Raw genomic sequence first — 16,173 nt, 5'->3', positions numbered from 1 at the left:
GTGTGAAGGGTCATGTGGCGGAGCCACCTGTCCCTTTGCGCCGTGCGTTGAGGGTGCGTGCCGGGCGTCGCGACGCCGCGGAGATCCATCAGAAGCGCCCTAGCGCCGCCGCCAGGTGCGTGTGACGTCCGCGAGGGCCTCGGCCGCCTCCCCCGAGCGGGCACGGTCCTCACGGATCCGGGGGCCGAACTCGACGTGCAGGAACGGCACACCGCGCGTGGCGGCCGCCCGCCCCTGCACATTGGAGCGGCCCGCCAGCGGGCAGGACCTGGCCCAGGCGCGGCAGACGTCGTAGCCCCGCTCCCGCAGCGCGTCCGCGAGGCCGCGGCCCTCGGCGACGGCCTCCCTGCCCCGGCCCGTGGAGGCGACGACGTCGTGCTCCGGCGCGGAGCTGTCGTCCATCCCGTGCAACTGCACCCCGGGGACCCCACGGCGCACCAGCTCGTCACACATGGCGTGGAAGACGCTGTCCCTGCGGTGCGCCACATCCGCCTCGTCGCCGCGCCCGGCTTTGCGATGTGCTCCCGCGATGATCAGTACGCCGCCGGGGGCGCGGCTCATGAGCTCCGCGCCGAGCCGTTCGGTGTACCGGTCGGCCACGGGGTGAGGCACCTGGACCGACCAGCGGACGGGGGAGTCGAGATCGATGTAGACGCGCCCCCAGCCGCGCGGTGCCGCGCCGCCTTCGGAGCGGTCGGCCACCTCGGCGAACCGTCGGCCGCCGCCCGGTTCCGTGACCGTACTGACCGTGAAGTCCACGTCGGCCAGCCGGTGTTTAGCCTCAGTACGCCTGTGATCGAGGAGCAGTGCGATGCCCGCGGCCATCGTGCGCCGGTCCTCGCGAGTGGGGCGGCGGTATCCGCTGTCCTCGTGGAAGCCGGAGGTGTAGTCGGTGATCAGCTGTTCCAGGCCGGGGCCCGAGGGCTTGCGGTCCTTGTCCGGGAGGTTCTTGCCCGAAGGGCCTGAGTCGCACTGTACGAGGCTGAGGGCGGCGGCCGTCGCGGCGGCGAAGACGCCGAGCTTCTTTGCGATCGCCATCAATCGGGTGCGGAAGTTCTTCATGGTTGTATAAAGATAGCCCTGTGATGACACGTCCCTCCCGCAGGCATTTTGTGACCTGTGCGGCCTCCGCGTTCCTGCTCGCCGGCACCGCCTCCGCCTGCGGCCCCTTCGGCGGCGACGACAAAGCCGCCGCCGAAGGCGGCCCCTCGTTCACCGTCGCCGCCGCGGGCGACATCCTGATCCACCCGCAACTGACCGAGCAGGCCCGCAAGGACGCCAAGGCCTCGGGCAAGGGCGAGAAGGGTCTCGACTTCCGGCCGATGATGGCCGGGATCAAGCCCGTCATCAGCAAGGCCGACCTCGGCATCTGCCATTTCGAGCCGGTGGTGGGAAAGCCCGGCGGCCCCTTCCAGAGCTACCCGGACTTCCTCGTGCCGCCGCAGATCGCCACGGCGGTCAAGGATGTCGGCTACGACCAGTGCTCGACCGCGTCCAACCACACCCTCGACCACGGGCCAGCCGGGGTCACCCGCACCCTGAACACACTCGACAAGGCGGGCCTGCGGCACACCGGTTCGGCCCGTGACGCGGCCGAAGCGGGCAAGCCGCTCATCACGGAGGTGAAGGGCGTCAAGGTCGCGCAGATAGCCTTCGCCTTCGGCTTCAACGGCCGCGAGGTCCCGAAGGACAAGCCGTGGATCGTGAACCAGAACAAGTTCGACGCGATCGCCGCCGCCGAGAAGAAGGCGCGCGGTGCGGGCGCCGACGTCGTGATCCTCAGCATCCACTGGGGGCGTGAGAACCAGCCCAACGCCAGCTCTTCGCAGCTCAGGCTGGCCCGCAGGATCGCGCGGGAGACCGGCATCAACCTCGTCATCGGCCACCACGCGCACGTCGTCCAGCCGATGGAGAAGGTCGACGGCACCTGGATCGCGTACGGCCTCGGCAACCAGGTCGCCCGGCACGACGTGCCGAACGGCCTTACCGAGGAGGGCGTCATCGGCTGGTTCGAGTTCGCCGAGCGCGGCGGGAAGTGGGACGTCGACGCCAAGTACGTGCCGACGTTCGTGGACATCCCGCCGGACCCGGACGGGACCGGCGCCCTGCCCAAGGACGCCGTCGAGGACCACCGGCTCCTGGACGTGGCCGCCACGCTGCGGGACGGCGACGGCCTCAGCGAGCAGCAACGATCCCGCTACCGCCTCGCCTTCGAGCGCACCCAGGGCACGCTCCTGAACCGGGGTGCGAGCAAGGACGGCCTGGAGCCCCTGGAAGCGCTGCCCGACAGCTGACGCGAGCCTCCTCCGCCGGGAGCGCCGGGTGCCCGCCTGCGGCGCCTGGCGGAGGAGTCGTGCGTCTCCTGACGTAAGGGGTGGCGGACGATCAGCGCGAGCTAGCTCACATTTCCCCTATCTCGTACATCCCTTCGGATGTCTCGCAAGTCAAAGCTCTCCGGAACGCATCACTCTGCGCGTGCGCGTCTCGCGTCGCCTCATGTCCCCGCGTTCACTCCAGGAGAGGAGCACCCCTTGGCCGCTTCGCGTTCGAAGCGGCGGCACAAGGTCCGCCGAAGAACCGACATGTCCCTGCTGGGTGGCATACGTCCACCCATCGCCGTGCTGTCGGTCCTGCTCCTCGCCCTCGCGGGCATCACCGCCCTCACCCTCGGCCGCGCAGGCCAGGAAGCCGTACCCAAAGCGGTCAAGTCGTCCCAGCAGCACTTCGCCGAGGACGGCGCCATCGCGCTGCGCGCCTCCATCGACGAGTCCGTCACCGACCTGACCCGCACCGCCGAACTCTTCAGCGCGGGCGACCCCGTACCCGCCGACGCCGTCCTCGACAAGATAGGCAGCGTCTACCAGAAGTGGATGGGCACCTCGGTCGTCGAGATCTCCTCGGGCAAGCTCCTCGCCGCCCGCGGCGAGAACCTGCCGCTGACCGCCATCGACCGCGGCAAGCTCGCGGACAAGGACGGTCTCGCGCCGCGCATGGTGCGCCTCGAGAACGGCGAGACGCGCCTGCTCTCCTTCGCCCTGCTCAGCTGGAAGGGACAGCCGCAGCAGCTCCTGGTCGCCTCCAGCAGCCTGCGGTTCCCCGGCATCAGCCTCGGCAAGTTCCGCTCCATCGCGGTCGTCGGCCAGGACGGCCATGTGCTGAGCACCGACGGCATCCCCGAGCCCGAACAGGTCCTCACCGACCTCCAGCGCGACGAGGTAAAGCAGTCCAACAAGCAGCTCAAGTCCTTCGCCACGACCGCCGCCAAGAAGGCCCGCACACACCCGATGATGTCCAAGGAGCCGGGCTCGGGCGGTTTCCTCGGCGTCAGCGGTCACCTCACCGGCGAGCGCTACCTCGGTGAGCGCGCCATCGGCGGTTACGCGAGCCTCGCCGGGCCCGAGGCGGGCGAGCCCACCGTGGCCACCCGGCTCGGCCTCACCGTCGTCGCGATGGTCCCGGTCGCCGAGGACCCGACGGCCACCAGCAGCTCGGCTTTCGGGCTGCTCGCCGCGGCCGCCCTGCTGCTCATCGGCGGCGTCACGATCTACCTGCTCCTGCGGACCGTGCAGCGCCCGCTGATCCAGCTGTTCCTGGAAGGCCGCAGGCTGACCCGGGGCGACCTGGAACGGCCGGTCTCCGTGCCGCGCCGAGGCGAGGCCGCCCGCATCGGCGCCGCCCTCGAACGGCTGCGCCGCCAGCTGCTCGGCGCTCCCGCCGGGTCACAGCAGGGGCCCGCCCGCCGCAGCAGGTTCGGCAGCCGTCCCCTGATCGCCGTCTGCGCGGTGCTCCTGCTCGCGTGGTCCGCGCCGCTCATGCTGATGCTCAACCGCGCGGGCGACACCGTCGTCGTACCGCAGCAGCTGGTCAACGACCAGCGCGAGCGCACCGACACCCTCACCGACCGGGTACGCCGCGCCCTCAACGAAGGCCACGCCGACCTCACCTCGGTCGCCTCCCTCATGGGAAACCGTACCGAGGCGTCGGACATGGCCAAGGTCCTCGAGAGCACCCTGAACCAGCACACCCGCTACCAGTCGCTGTACGTGCTCGACGCCGGAGGGAAGGTCCTCGCGAAGGCGGGCGACGACCCCCGCAGTCCGTCCGGCAAGGGCCCGTCGGCCAAGGCCATCCGGGTCGTCGACGAGGGCGGCAAGGAACCGGTCATCATCGGCACGGCCGAGGTGCCCGGCCGCGAGGGCGCCGCCGTGGTCGGTGAGTTCCGCATCCAGTTCCTCAACTCGCTGCTGAAGCGCCCTGGCCTCGGCCAGGTGCGCGTCGTCGACGAGAAGCGCAAGGTGATCGGCGCCAACAGCGGCTACCGCGAGTTCGAGGGCCTGCCGGGAGGCCGGCTCAACGCGCTCGCGGAGGGCACGGGGCAGAAGGTGGGCCTCAGCCCGCGCCCCAGCGGCGTCCTCTACCGCGACGGCGACGAGATCCAGATCGCCGCGGCGGCACCCTTCGTCGGCGGCGGCGCGGCCGCCTCGCTCGGCTGGACCGTCCTCAGCTGGCAACCCGCATCCGGCCTGGCCATCCCCGAGTACAGCCGCCAGAACCGCACCGTCCTGGCAGGTCTCCTCGGCATCACCGCGGCAGCCGCCTGTCTCGGCTGGCTGCACATCGTCGTCGTACGGCCGCTGCGGCACCTCGCCGACCAGGCGGAGGCGCTCGCGGGCGGGGACCGTCGCACCGTCCTCTACCCGCGCCACCACGACGAGGTCGGCGCCGTCACCCGCAGCCTGGAACTCCTGCGGCAGCAGCTGCCGACGGGCACCCAGCGCAAACGGGACGGCGTCACGGCCGACCTCGCCGGAAGGAACTGAACCCCGTGCTCTTCCTCTACACCGTGCTCGTGGTGTGCGGCGCCATCCTTCTGGTGGCCGGAGTCGTCGAACAGCGGCGGCACTTCACCAACCTGGAGCACATCCCGTCCCGGGTGCTCGTCAACGGCATCCGCGGCAAGTCCTCCATCACCCGCCTCTGCGCGGGCGCCCTGCGGGGCGGCGGGCTCGCCACGGTCGCCAAGACCACCGGCACCGCCGCCCGGTTCATCCACCCCGATGCCACCGAGGAGCCCGTCTACCGCAAGTTCGGCATCGCCAACGTCGTCGAGCAGATCGGCATCGTGCGGCGGGCCGCCGCGTACAACCCGGATGCTCTGGTCATCGAGTGCATGGCGGTCATGCCGGCGCTCCAGGAGATCAACCAGTCCAAGCTGATCCGCTCCACGATCGGCGTGCTCTGCAACGTCCGTGAGGACCATCTCGCCGAGATGGGACCGACGCTCGACGACGTGGCGCGTTCCCTCTCCCGTTCCATGCCGGAGAACGGGATCTGCGTCACCGCCGAGCAGGACCGCTTCGGCATCCTCCAGGAAGAGGCCGACGCGCGGAACTGCGAGCTGATCTACGCCGACCCCGAGACGGTGAGTGACGACGAGCTGCGCGGCTTCAGCTGGTTCACCTTCAAGGAGAACGTGGCGATCGCGCTCAAGGTCGCCGAGCTCCTCGGCGTCGGCCGCGAGGTCGCCCTCCAAGGCATGTACGACGCCCCGCCGGACCCCGGTGTCCTCTCCGTCGAGCGGTACGCCACCGAGGACGGCAAGAAGCTCCGCTTCGCCAACGTCTTCGCGGCGAACGACCCCGAGTCGACGCTGATGAACATCAACCAGCTGCTCGACCTCGGAGCCGTCCACCGCCCGCTGCACGTCGTCATCAACTGCCGTCCCGACCGCGTCGAGCGCAACGGCCAGATGGGCGAGATCATCCCCGACCTCCAGCCGGAGAAGGTCTTCGTCATCGGCCACCCCGCCAAGTCCGCCATCGACGCGATCCCCGCCGAGTGGCGCAGCCGTGCCGTGGACCTCGGCGGCGACCGGCGCGACCCCGAAGAGTTCATGCACCAGATCCTCGGGCGGCTCGGCGCGGACTCCTCGCTCGTGGCGATCGGCAACATCCACGGCCAGGGCGAACTGCTCCTGGAACAACTCGCGGAACTGCCGCCGGACGAGAGCGAGGAGCAGGCCCCCGAGGAGCCCGCCCCGTTCTACGAGCCGCGCGTCGACCCGTACCAGCACTACCCGGAGGCGTACGAGACGAGGTACGCCCCGGTCCAGACCCAGCAGGTGTACATCCCGCAGACCTACGCGCCGCCCGAGCAGCACGCGCCCCGCGGCATGTTCGAACCGCGGGTGCTGCCCGCGCCGCCCGCCCCAGACGACGACCAGCAGTGGCACAGCCCAGGAGAGCCCCGTTGATTCCCTCCGTCCTCACCCCCGAGATCGCCGCGGTCGGCATCGCGCTCGGGCTGCTCTTCTCCCTGGTCTGCTATCTGACGACCAATCTCTCGCCCGGCGGCATGATCACCCCGGGCTGGCTCGCCCTGACCCTCGTCGAGGACCTTCAGCGCGCGGCCATGGTGATCGGCGTGACCGTGCTGACCTACGTCGGCACCCTGCTGATGCAGAAGTTCGTGATCCTGTACGGCAAGCGGCTCTTCGCCGCGGTCGTGCTGCTCGGCGTCACCCTCCAGGCGACCGTGATGATCGTGCTCTCGATCGAGTTCCCGCTCATGTACGCGAACCAGACGCTCGGTTTCATCGTCCCCGGCCTGATCGCCTACCAGTTGGTTCGCCAGCCCAAGGGCCCCACCCTGCTCGCCACGGGCTCGGTGACGCTCATGGCCTACGTCGTCCTCACCGCCGGGATCCTCCTCGGCTTCATGCCGTCCGCCTGATTCGCAGGAGTCATTCATGCCGCCCAAGAAGAAGCGTCCCGTCCTGCACGCGGCGACCGTGCTCGCCCTCCTCGCGGGCAGCGCGTACCTGACCGTGGAACTGCGCAAGGACGAAGAGGCCAAGGCGCCCAAGGTGCAGGCCGTCACCGACACCCCCGGCGGCCTGCAGAACAGCAACGGGCAGCCGGGGAGCGGGAAACAGAAGTGGGAGCGCCTCAAGAACCCCGACCGCTCCGTCCTGCGTACCGATGGCGGCAAGGTACTCGCCACCTTCACGGACAACGCCCGCACCGCGACGCTGACAGGACCGAGCCGCACCTTCACCGAGCCCGCGAACACCAAGTCCCGCGTCGTGACGAACGACTGGGCGCGGCTGATGCCGGAGACCTGGCGTGCGGGAGCCGAGAAGGAGAAGTGGTTCAAGGACTGGTACAAGGAGTTCTCCGGCAGCGAGGAGGACGACATCTTCGCGATGGCGTTCCAGTACGTGCAGGGCGCACCGGTCAAGAAGGACGACGAGGGCATCGCGTACGCGGGAGACGCCAACTTCGGCCCGATCAACCCCGACGGCAGCGCGGGCAACGACCTGCGCCTCGAACAGTCGGACTTCTTCGACTACCTCGGCATCCCGTACACGTTCCGCAACGGCACCACCATCCAGCCGGAGAAGCAGCGGGACCGCTCCATGGACTGCTCCGGGTTCATCCGCACGGTCTTCGGCTACCGCGCCCGCTACCCCCTGATGGCCAACGACCAGGCAGGCGACGGCCTGCCCAGAACCGCCAACGGCATGGCACGCGGCAAGGCCGGCACGGACGTCATCAAGCTCAAGGGCGTCGGCTCGGCGGACCGCCCCAAGTCCATCGACGTCGTCCAACCCGGTGACCTGGTCTTCTTCAAGCTGGATGCCCGCACCAAGCAGCGCCTCGACCACGTGGGGATCTTCCTCGGCCACGACGGCGACGGCCACAAGATCTTCATCTCCAGCCGCGAGGAGGTCAACGGCCCGACGATCGGGGACAAGGGCGGCACATCACGCCTCGACGGCAACGGCTACTACGCCGCCACTCTGCGGAGCGCGAAGCGGCTCTAGGGTCCCAGGCAGTCCAAGGGGCGCACTGTACGGGGGCCCGCGCACCGGGCCCCCAAGTCGCCCACCCGGCGGCGCAGTTCACGGTCGGCCGTGATGACAAGGCAGGGCCGATCGGCGGCCTCGGCGGCCAGCTCCACGATGCGGTCGTCGCCGCTGCCGGGCGCCGCGACCACGCGTACGCCGTCGACGGACTCCACGCCACGGGCCGCGCCCTCGACGACGAGGACGATCTCCAGTGGTCCCGGATGCCCGGGGAGCCCTTCATCGGCGTACGCGACGAGCCGGTCCCGCAGGCGTTCGGCGGCCCCGTGCCGGTCGCGCCACCAGCCGTCGGGGACCGAGCCCACGACATTGGCGCCGTCGACGACGAGAAGAGTCCTCATGGCGCCACCCTGGCACACCGGGGCCCGGACCCCGGCCGGAGGCCGTGTGCGTCAAACGTAGACTTATGGCCATAGGCAGCCACGGTCCACAGGCTGGCCGGAGCAGACGACCACTCGCAGGAAGGCCGCGTCGAGTCATGCCGCAGAGGTCCGCCCCCAGGCCCGAGGGAGAGTCCTCCCGCCCGGCCACCGCCGAGCACGCCGCGACAGGCACCCTCGCGTCAGGGCACTGGCTGCTGCGCGGCAGGGACGGCAGGCTCACCGCGTACGCCCGTGCGGCCGACGGCCTGCTGCGCTGGACGGAGACCCGCCCCGGCGGCCCGGAGTGGACGGACCAGGACTTCTTCGAGGCACCGGACCTGACGCACCTCACCCTCGCCCAGGGAGCCGACGGATACGTCCACTTCGTCGGCCTGCGCAAGCGCGGGTCGGAGGTCGACGTGGTGCACAGCATCCAGTACCAGTCGGGACGGCCGCTCATGGACTGGCGCTCGCTCGGCAACCCACACACCAAGCTCGTCGAGCGCGCCCCGCACCTCGGCGCCCCGACCGCCGCGGTGGACTCCGCGGGCACGGTTCACGTCTTCGTACGGGACGCGGTGAACAGCGTCCGGCTGCGGCGCGAGGGCAAGGGCGGCCAGTGGGAGGCCTGGAAGGATTTCAAGGTCCGCGAGGTCCTCGACGGCATCACGGCGGTCGCCACCTCCACGGGCCGCGTGGAGGTCTTCGGCCCGGCGAGCGACAAGACGCTGCACTGGACCCAGGAGAAGCAGGGCGCCGAGCTGCGGCGCGCCGACGACATCCCGCTGCACCCGGCCGCCGGTTCGGGAGCGGCCCTGGAGACCGCCGACGACAGTCTCACGTACTACGCGGCCGAAGCCCGCGGCACGGGCGTCAGCGCCCACCGCCCCGGCGCCGCCGCGATCCCCCTGGGCGGCACCCCCGACACCGGCCCCACGTCGGCCGTCCGCACGACGATAGAGGGCCACGACTGCACGGTTCTCGCCCATCGCACCCGCACGGGACGCCCCTCGCTCGCGGCGTTCCCCACGGAGCACGAGGAGGCGGGCCTGTGGTGGTCAGAGACCGGCGAACCCTGCCTGGGCGCCCCGTCGCTGGCGCTCGACGCACGGGGGCGCGTGGTGCTCGCGGCGATCGGCGAGGACGGCGCCCTGCACCTCGCGCGCCAGAAGGCGGAGCCGGGTCTCGCCCTTGAGGCGTGGACGCGGGTGTAGCGGGTGTGAGCGGCGAGTACGCGAAACGGGCGATGCCCGGCAGGCCTCCTGGCCCGCCGGGCATCGCCCGTATGCGGAGGTGTTACGCGGGAACGCTGGCCACGCCCTGCGCCAGGAACCGCTTCCCGGTCACGCGCTCGCTGACGCCCTCGCGGTCCAGGTACGGCGTGATGCCGCCCAGGTGGAAGGGCCAGCCCGCGCCCGTGATCAGGCACAGGTCGATGTCCTGCGCCTCGGCGACGACGCCCTCGTCGAGCATCAGGCCGATCTCCTGCGCCACGGCGTCGAGCACGCGGTCGCGGGTCTGCTCCTCGGTCAGGACGACATCGCCCTGCTTGAGGAGGGCCGCGACCTCGGGGTCGAGCTCCGGCTTCCCGGAGTCGTAGACGTAGAAGCCGCGCTTGCCCGCCTTCACGACGGCGGCGAGGTTCGGGGAGACCGTGAAGCGCTCCGGGAAGGCGCGGTTCAGGGTCTCGGACACGTGCAGACCGATGGCCGGACCGACCAGCTCGAGCAGCACCAGCGGCGACATCGGCAGGCCCAGCGGCTCGACGGCCTTCTCGGCCACGGCGACGGGCGTGCCCTCGTCGATGACGTTCTGGATCTCGCCCATGAAGCGGGTGAGGATGCGGTTCACGACGAACGCCGGGGCGTCCTTCACCAGGACCGCGGTCTTCTTCAGCTTCTTGGCGACGGCGAAGGCCGTGGCCAGCGAGGCGTCGTCCGTCTGCTCGCCGCGCACGATCTCCAGGAGCGGGAGGATCGCGACGGGGTTGAAGAAGTGGAAGCCGACGACCCGCTCGGGGTGCTTCAGCTTCGACGCCATCTCGGAGATCGAGAGCGAGGAGGTGTTGGTGGCGAGGATGGCGTGCGCCGGAGCGACGGCTTCCACCTCGGCGAACACCTGCTGCTTGACGCCGATCTCCTCGAAGACGGCCTCGATGATGAAGTCGGCGTCGGAGAAGCCCTCGGCCTTGTCCAGGACACCGGAGACCAGGCCCTTGAGGCGGTTCGCCTTGTCCTGGTTGACGCGGCCCTTCAGGAGGAGCTTGTCGATCTCCTCGTGGACGTAGCCCACACCCTTGTCGACGCGCGCCTGGTCGATGTCGGTCAGGACGACCGGCACCTCGAGGCGGCGCAGGAAGAGCAGCGCCAGCTGCGATGCCATCAGACCGGCACCCACGACGCCGACCTTGGTGACCGGGCGGGCCAGGTTCTTGTCCGGGGCACCCGCCGGGCGCTTGGCGCGCTTCTGGACGAGGTTGAACGAGTAGATGCCGCTGCGCAGTTCGCCGCCCATGATGAGGTCGGCGAGCGCCTTGTCCTCGGCGTCGAAGCCCTTCTGAAGGTCGCCGTCCTTGGCGGCCTCGATGATCTCCAGGGCGCGGTAGGCGGCCGGGGCCGCACCGTGCACCTTGGAGTCGGCGATGCCACGGCCGCGCGCGACAGCGGCGTCCCAGGCCTCGCCGCGGTCGATCTCGGGGCGGTCCACCGTGAGCGAGCCGTTGAGGACGGAGGCCGTCCAGATCAGCGACTGCTCGAGGAAGTCGGCACCCTCGAAGAGCGCGTCGGCGATGCCGAGCTCGAAGACCTGCTTGCCCTTGAGCTGGCGGTTCTGGTTCAGCGAGTTCTCGATGATGACCGAGACCGCGCGGTCCGCGCCGATCAGGTTCGGAAGGAGCGCGCAGCCGCCCCAGCCCGGTACGAGACCGAGGAAGACCTCGGGCAGCGAGAAGGCGGGCAGCGCCTTGGAGACGGTGCGGTACGAGCAGTGCAGACCGGCCTCGACACCGCCGCCCATCGCGGCGCCGTTGTAGTAGGCGAAGGTCGGCACGGCGAGGCCGGAGAGCCGCTTGAAGACGTCGTGGCCGCTCTTGCCGATGACCAGTGCGTCCTCGTGACGCTTAAGGATCTCGACGCCCTTGAGGTCGGCGCCGACGGCGAAGATGAACGGCTTGCCGGTGAGGCCGACGCCGACGATCGTGCCCTCGGCCGCCTCCTTCTCGACCTGGTCGATCGCGGCGTTCAGGTTCGCGAGCGAGCCGGGGCCGAAGGTGGTCGGCTTGGTGTGGTCGAAGCCGTTGTCGAGCGTGATGAGCGCGAAGCGTCCCGCGCCCGCGGGCAGGTCGAGGTGGCGTACGTGCGCCTGCGTGACGACCTCGTCCGGGAACAGCTCGGCCGCACCCTTCAGGAGCTCAGTGGTGGAGCTGGTGGAGCTGCTCACTTGTCGCCTCCGGCGTCCTTGTGGTTCGGGTTCTCCCAGATGACGGTGGCGCCCATGCCGAAGCCGACGCACATCGTCGTCAGGCCGTAGCGCACGTCGGGCTGCTCCTCGAACTGCCGCGCCAGCTGCGTCATCAGACGTACGCCGGAGGAGGCGAGGGGGTGGCCGTAGGCGATGGCGCCGCCGTACTGGTTCACGCGGGTGTCGTCGTCCGCGATGCCGTAGTGCTCGAGGAAGGCGAGCACCTGCACGGCGAAGGCCTCGTTGACCTCGAAGAGGCCGATGTCGGAGATGGACAGGCCCGCCTGGGCGAGTGCCTTCTCCGTGGCGGGGATGGGCCCGTAGCCCATGACCTCGGGCTCGACACCCGCGAAGGAGTAGGACACGAGCCGCATCTTGACCGGCAGGTTGTTCTCGCGGGCGAAGTCCTCGGAGGCGATGATCGACGCCGTGGCGCCGTCGTTGAGGCCCGCGGCGTTGCCGGCGGTGACGCGGCCGTGCGTACGGAACGGCGTCTTGAGGCCGGCGAGGCTCTCCAGAGTGGTACCGGGACGCATCGGTTCGTCGGCGGTCGCCAGACCCCAACCGGTCTCGCCCGCTTCCTCGTTGGTCCGGCGTACGGAGACGGGCACCAGGTCCTGCTGGATCTTGCCGTTGGCGTACGCCTTGGCGGCCTTCTCCTGCGAGCGCACCGCGTACTCGTCGGCGCGCTGCTTGGTGATGCTCGGGTACCGGTCGTGCAGGTTCTCGGCGGTCATGCCCATGAAGAGGGCGGACTCGTCGACGAGCTTCTCGCTCACGAACCGCGGGTTCGGGTCGACGCCCTCGCCCATGGGGTGGCGGCCCATGTGCTCGACGCCACCGGCGATGACGGCGTCGTACGCACCGAACGCGATGGAGCCCGCGGTCGCCGTCACGGCGGTCAGCGCGCCCGCACACATGCGGTCGATGGAGTATCCCGGCACGGACTGCGGCAGGCCCGCCAGGATCCCGGCGGTGCGGCCCAGCGTCAGACCCTGGTCGCCGATCTGCGTGGTCGCGGCGATGGCGACTTCGTCGATCTTGGCGGGGTCGAGGGCCGGGTTGCGGCGGAGCAGCTCCCGGATGGCCTTCACGATGAGGTCATCCGCACGGGTCTCGTGGTAGATGCCCTTCGGGCCCGCCTTGCCGAACGGGGTGCGGACGCCATCAACGAAGACGACGTCCCTGACGGTACGAGGCACGATGGCTCTCCTCCAGGGTGCGGGTGCGCCTAGGGCGCGCTTCCGAGCCCCATGCTACTTGTCGGTAACTACGCGGCCAAGGGCTGCCCGGCCCCGCCTCGGGGAGGCAAAGGTCACACTCGCCGAACCCACCCCCCGGAACGGCCACCGCGCCGGGCGGGGACCCGTGGGAGAGGTCCTGCGCGGCGCGGTGGTGCGGGTCGGGCGGGGGCGGTTACTGGGCAGGTGCGGGCCGGGTGAGGGCCGTCACCAGGGCCGGCGTCACCCGGGAGATCTGCCACTGCCGCGCGCCGTGCGAGGCGAGAGCCGCGGCCACGGAATCCGCGTCCACCTGAGCCGGCGGCTCCCAGCACACCCGGCGGACCGTGTCCGGCGTGATCAAGTTCTCCTGCGGCATGTTCAGCCCCTCGGCCAGCGCCGAGACACCGGCCCGCGCCGCGGCGAGGCGCGCCGCGGCGGCCGGGTCGCGGTCCGCCCAGGAGCGGGGCGGCGGAGGCCCGGAGACGGCCTGGCCCGGCTGCGGAAGCTCGGCGTCGGGCAGGGCCTTGGCCCGGTCCACCGCGGCCTGCCACTGCTCGAGCTGGCGCCGCCCCATGCGGTGCCCGAAGCCGGTGAGCCCGGCGAGCGCCTGCGTGTTGAGCGGCAGCGAAAGCGCCGCCTCCACGATGGCGCCGTCACTGAGCACCTTGCCGGGCGACACGTCACGCCGCTGCGCGACGGAATCACGCGCCGTCCACAGCTCACGTACGACCGCCATCTGACGGCGGCGCCGCACCTTGTGCATACCGGACGTACGCCGCCAGGGATCCTTGCGCGGCGGCGCGGGCGGCGCGGAGGAGATCGCGTCGAACTCCTCGCGGGCCCACTCCAGCTTGCCCTGCCGGTCGAGCTCCTTCTCCAGGGCGTCCCGCAGGTCCACGAGCAGCTCGACGTCGAGTGCCGCGTAGCGGAGCCAGGGGTCGGGCAGCGGGCGCGTCGACCAGTCGACGGCCGAGTGGCCCTTCTCCAGGACGAAGCCGAGTACGCCCTCGACCATCGCGCCGAGGCCGACCCGGGGGAAACCGGCGAGGCGCCCGGCGAGCTCAGTGTCGAAGATGCTGGTGGGGATCATGCCTATTTCGCGGAGGCAGGGCAGATCCTGCGTGGCTGCATGCAGCACCCACTCGGCACCGGAGATTGCCTCGCCGAGCCCCGAGAGGTCGGGGCAGGCGACGGGGTCGATCAAGGTGCTGCCCGCGCCTTCACGGCGCAGCTGCACGAGATAGGCACGCTGGCCGTACCGATAGCCGGACGCACGTTCGGCGTCCACGGCCACGGGGCCACTTCCTGCCGCGAAAGCGGCGATCACCTCGGCGAGCGAGGTTTCGTCGGCGACCACCGGAGGGATTCCATCACGCGGCTCGTCCAAAGGGATCGGCGCCGTTTCGACGTCGTCCGGAGGGCCGCCTCCGGTGGTTCGCAGTGAATTGTCTGCTGCGGTCTCTTGGGCGTCGGTCACCTGTCAAGAGTATCTGTGTATGCACAGCGCCCGTCGACGGAACGTTCCGTCGACGGGCGCGCGAGGGGTGTAAATGAGTCAGTGGATGATTCCGGTGCGCAGAGCCACCGCCACCATCCCGGCCCGGTCTCCCGTGCCGAGCTTGCGTGCGATACGGGCGAGGTGGCTCTTCACGGTCAGGGCCGAGAGCCCCATCGAGACGCCGATGGCCTTGTTCGACTGGCCCTCCGCGACCAGGCGGAGAACCTCCACCTCACGGCCGGACAGCTCTCGGTAGCCACCGGGGTGGCTCGGGGCGCCCGGCGGGCGGCGGTGCATTCGGGCGGCGGCCGAGCCGATGGGCGCGACGCCGGGACGAGTGGGGAGTCCGACATTGTTGCGGGTGCCGGTGACGACATAGCCCTTTACGCCGCCCGCGAGAGCATTGCGTACGGCGCCGATGTCGTCGGCCGCGGAGAGGGCGAGGCCGTTCGGCCAGCCCGCCGCGCGGGTTTCGGAGAGGAGCGTCAGGCCGGAGCCGTCAGGGAGGTGGACGTCTGCGACGCAGATGTCACGGGGGTTGCCGATGCGGGGACGAGCCTCCGCGATCGACGAGGCCTCGATCACGTCGCGTACACCGAGCGCCCACAGGTGGCGGGTGACGGTGGAGCGGACACGTGGGTCGGCCACGACGACCATGGCGGTCGGCTTGTTCGGGCGGTAGGCGACCAGGCTTGCGGGCTGCTCGAGGAGAACGGACACCAGGCCTCCTGGGGTGCGGGACTGAACCGGCTCGGGGATGAAGCCGGGACGAACCGTGCTTTCAAGGTCACCAACCTCTTCGGCATCAAACCCGCCCGCCTTTAGAGAATGATCACGATTTGGTGAGTAACAATTCGGACCATTCGGACACATGATCGATCATCCGAAGATCAACCCGAATCGCAGTCGTTCAGAAGCAGTCGTTCAGAATCGGTCTCGCCGCCCCGCTTGACTGCCCGCTTACCCACCAGTGACTGCCCGCTTACCCACCAGACCGCCCACTCACCGGACCGCTCCTGCCCACTCGCCAGGCCGCACCTGACCGGCCATCAGGCCGCCCCGCTCCGCCCCGCCCTGCCACGGCTAAGACGTCTGCGGACCCCGCCGTTGCGGCAGCGACACCACGGACGCGGACCCCTCGCCGTGCCCCTGCCCGACAGGCGGCAGCCCCGCCACCTGGCAGAGCAGGTCGCACCACGCCGCGAGATGCGCCGCCGTGTCCGGCACCCCGCCGAGCCCCTCGCGCGGCGTCCACGACGCCCGGATCTCGATCTGCGACGCGGGCTGCCGCTCGGAGAGCCCGCCGAAGTAGTGCGACGCCGCGCGCGTGACCGTGCCGCTCGGCTCCCCGCACGTCAGGCCGCGCGCCTGTAGCGCGCCCGTCAGCCAGGTCCAGCAGACCTCTGGAAGCAGCGGGTCCGCCGCCATCTCCGGCTCCAACTCCGCGCGTACGAGCGTGACGAGGCGGAAGGTGCCCTGCCAGGCGTCGTGCCCCGACGGATCGTGCAGCAGGACGAGACGTCCGTCCGCGAGGTCCTCGTCGCCTTCCACCACCGCGGCCTCCAACGCGTACGCGTGCGGGGCCAGCCGCTTCGGTGGCGGTGTCGGGTCGATCTCGATCTCAGGCCGAAGCCGTGCCCCGCGCAGCGCCTCGACCGCCGCCCGAAAGGGCAACGGAGTCGATTCCGCCACCTTCCCCTCCGTACTTTGCATCTCGCCAGCGCCGTCCGACCGTTGTCCCTGAGCCGCAGCCATGCGGGGAAG

Annotated in this window: 13 protein-coding genes; 6 read left to right on the top strand and 7 right to left on the bottom strand. The window is 70.5% G+C overall.

The features are described from left to right. Positions 1-99: 99 nt before the first annotated feature. A complete protein-coding gene (locus ACGFSB_RS07930; protein ID WP_393395711.1) occupies positions 100-1,062 on the bottom strand; it encodes a hypothetical protein in 963 nt (320 codons plus the stop codon). Between the two features lie 23 nt (positions 1,063-1,085). Here ACGFSB_RS07930 and ACGFSB_RS07925 point away from each other — a divergent pair, with 23 nt between their 5' ends. From ACGFSB_RS07925 to ACGFSB_RS07905, 5 genes are all read left to right on the top strand, one after another. Beyond that, on the top strand, positions 1,086-2,294 hold the full coding sequence (locus tag ACGFSB_RS07925) for a CapA family protein (protein ID WP_393395708.1): 1,209 nt from the start codon (positions 1,086-1,088) through the stop codon (positions 2,292-2,294). Between the two features lie 288 nt (positions 2,295-2,582). Beyond that, positions 2,583-4,820: a HAMP domain-containing protein gene (locus ACGFSB_RS07920; protein WP_393395843.1), complete on the top strand. Its 2,238-nt coding sequence runs from the start codon at positions 2,583-2,585 to the stop codon at positions 4,818-4,820. Positions 4,821-4,825: 5 nt separating this feature from the next. Continuing rightward, on the top strand, positions 4,826-6,253 hold the full coding sequence (pgsB, locus tag ACGFSB_RS07915) for a poly-gamma-glutamate synthase PgsB (RefSeq protein WP_393395705.1): 1,428 nt from the start codon (positions 4,826-4,828) through the stop codon (positions 6,251-6,253). Next, complete coding sequence (locus ACGFSB_RS07910; protein ID WP_393395702.1) at positions 6,250-6,732, top strand: poly-gamma-glutamate biosynthesis protein PgsC/CapC; 483 nt, start codon at positions 6,250-6,252, stop codon at positions 6,730-6,732. The genes pgsB and ACGFSB_RS07910 overlap by 4 nt, the downstream gene beginning before the upstream one ends. 16 nt (positions 6,733-6,748) lie before the next feature. After that, positions 6,749-7,825, top strand: coding sequence for a C40 family peptidase (locus ACGFSB_RS07905; RefSeq protein ID WP_393395699.1), 1,077 nt, complete (start codon positions 6,749-6,751; stop codon positions 7,823-7,825). On the opposite strand, the gene ACGFSB_RS07900 is transcribed toward ACGFSB_RS07905, so the two are convergent. Then, positions 7,822-8,208, bottom strand: a complete 387-nt coding sequence (locus ACGFSB_RS07900) for an NTP pyrophosphohydrolase (protein ID WP_393395696.1) — start codon at positions 8,206-8,208, stop codon at positions 7,822-7,824. The two genes, ACGFSB_RS07905 and ACGFSB_RS07900, sit on opposite strands and share 4 nt — an antisense overlap. Positions 8,209-8,345: 137 nt before the next feature. On the opposite strand from ACGFSB_RS07900, the gene ACGFSB_RS07895 reads away from it, so the two are divergent. After that, positions 8,346-9,443 (top strand): hypothetical protein, encoded by a 1,098-nt coding sequence (locus ACGFSB_RS07895; protein ID WP_393395693.1) that lies wholly within the window; start codon positions 8,346-8,348, stop codon positions 9,441-9,443. Positions 9,444-9,525: 82 nt separating this feature from the next. On the opposite strand, the gene ACGFSB_RS07890 is transcribed toward ACGFSB_RS07895, so the two are convergent. The 5 genes from ACGFSB_RS07890 to ACGFSB_RS07870 form a co-directional block, all read right to left on the bottom strand. Continuing rightward, entirely contained in the window at positions 9,526-11,667 is a 2,142-nt protein-coding gene (locus tag ACGFSB_RS07890) for a 3-hydroxyacyl-CoA dehydrogenase NAD-binding domain-containing protein (protein ID WP_393395690.1), read from the bottom strand. Beyond that, entirely contained in the window at positions 11,664-12,890 is a 1,227-nt protein-coding gene (locus ACGFSB_RS07885) for a thiolase family protein (protein ID WP_393395687.1), read from the bottom strand. The genes ACGFSB_RS07890 and ACGFSB_RS07885 overlap by 4 nt, the downstream gene beginning before the upstream one ends. Before the next feature lie 214 nt (positions 12,891-13,104). Continuing rightward, the gene (locus ACGFSB_RS07880) at positions 13,105-14,388 is read right to left on the bottom strand and encodes an HRDC domain-containing protein (protein WP_393395684.1); all 1,284 of its coding nucleotides are present in this window, start codon (positions 14,386-14,388) and stop codon (positions 13,105-13,107) included. A 78-nt stretch (positions 14,389-14,466) separates the two neighbouring features. After that, the gene (locus tag ACGFSB_RS07875) at positions 14,467-15,129 is read right to left on the bottom strand and encodes a LuxR C-terminal-related transcriptional regulator (RefSeq protein ID WP_393395681.1); all 663 of its coding nucleotides are present in this window, start codon (positions 15,127-15,129) and stop codon (positions 14,467-14,469) included. 363 nt (positions 15,130-15,492) lie between these two features. Next, positions 15,493-16,164 carry a DUF3000 domain-containing protein gene (locus tag ACGFSB_RS07870; protein WP_393395678.1) on the bottom strand — a complete coding sequence of 224 codons (672 nt, stop codon included), beginning with the start codon at positions 16,162-16,164 and terminating at the stop codon, positions 15,493-15,495. Between the last annotated feature and the right edge of the window lie 9 nt (positions 16,165-16,173).

The sequence above is a fragment of the Streptomyces sp. NPDC048441 genome (assembly GCF_043200235.1).
Lineage (GTDB): Bacteria > Actinomycetota > Actinomycetes > Streptomycetales > Streptomycetaceae > Streptomyces.
Note: the sequence above shows the minus strand (reverse complement) of the source record. Positions and strands in the feature narration are given on the sequence as shown.

Coding starts and splice junctions, on each gene's coding strand:
- ACGFSB_RS07920 (WP_393395843.1), top strand. CDS start 2,583: ATGTCCCTGCTGGGTGGCATACGTCCACCCATCGCCGTGCTGTCGGTC.
- ACGFSB_RS07905 (WP_393395699.1), top strand. CDS start 6,749: ATGCCGCCCAAGAAGAAGCGTCCCGTCCTGCACGCGGCGACCGTGCTC.
- ACGFSB_RS07895 (WP_393395693.1), top strand. CDS start 8,346: ATGCCGCAGAGGTCCGCCCCCAGGCCCGAGGGAGAGTCCTCCCGCCCG.
- ACGFSB_RS07925 (WP_393395708.1), top strand. CDS start 1,086: ATGACACGTCCCTCCCGCAGGCATTTTGTGACCTGTGCGGCCTCCGCG.
- ACGFSB_RS07900 (WP_393395696.1), bottom strand. CDS start 8,208: ATGAGGACTCTTCTCGTCGTCGACGGCGCCAATGTCGTGGGCTCGGTC.
- ACGFSB_RS07930 (WP_393395711.1), bottom strand. CDS start 1,062: ATGAAGAACTTCCGCACCCGATTGATGGCGATCGCAAAGAAGCTCGGC.
- ACGFSB_RS07870 (WP_393395678.1), bottom strand. CDS start 16,164: ATGGCTGCGGCTCAGGGACAACGGTCGGACGGCGCTGGCGAGATGCAA.